Annotated in this window: 1 pseudogene; it reads right to left on the bottom strand. The window is 72.4% G+C overall.

Annotated elements, in window-relative coordinates:
• Nucleotides 1-198 (bottom strand): annotated as a pseudogene (locus FOE67_RS28070) (N,N-dimethylformamidase beta subunit family domain-containing protein); the annotation flags it as partial.
• Between the last annotated feature and the right edge of the window lie 327 nt (nt 199-525).

Raw genomic sequence — 525 nt, 5'->3', positions numbered from 1 at the left:
GGTTCCCGGGTCCCGGGCGGGGTCCCCGGGGTTGTCGGGGTCCCCGGGGTTCTCGACGTACCAGGGGACGACACGGCCGGTGTCGTCGAGGTAGGTCTCGCTGCCGCGGAGCCAGGGCAGCGGGCCCTGGCCGAACGGATCGGTCACCGCGTGTGCCAGAGCCCCGGACTCCCAGCGTCCGCCGTTCCGCGTGCCCACGTTCCTGTTCTCCTTCTGTCACCTGCGCTCGGCCGTCCGTGCCGTTGGGCCGGTGCGGCTCGTTCGAGGAGCCGGTCGGTGCGGCCCCGCCGTCACGGGTGTGGGGCGGGGCGCTTCCGGGCGGGATCCGGTGCGGATGCGGGGTGCCCGGTTCCCCCGGCGTGATCGGGCGGCGTCCGGGATCCGGCGCCACCCCCTCCAGCACATCACACAAAGCAAGCAGGTCATCACCGGTCGTCGCGTATTGGCCGGAGGTGATCGACGAACGTTCACATTCGTGCGGGATCGCACAATCCGCCCGACGTTCCCGGGTGACCCACCCTCCCC

The organism is Streptomyces calidiresistens (assembly GCF_014141525.1).
Lineage (GTDB): Bacteria > Actinomycetota > Actinomycetes > Streptomycetales > Streptomycetaceae > Streptomyces > Streptomyces calidiresistens.
Note: the sequence above shows the minus strand (reverse complement) of the source record. Positions and strands in the feature narration are given on the sequence as shown.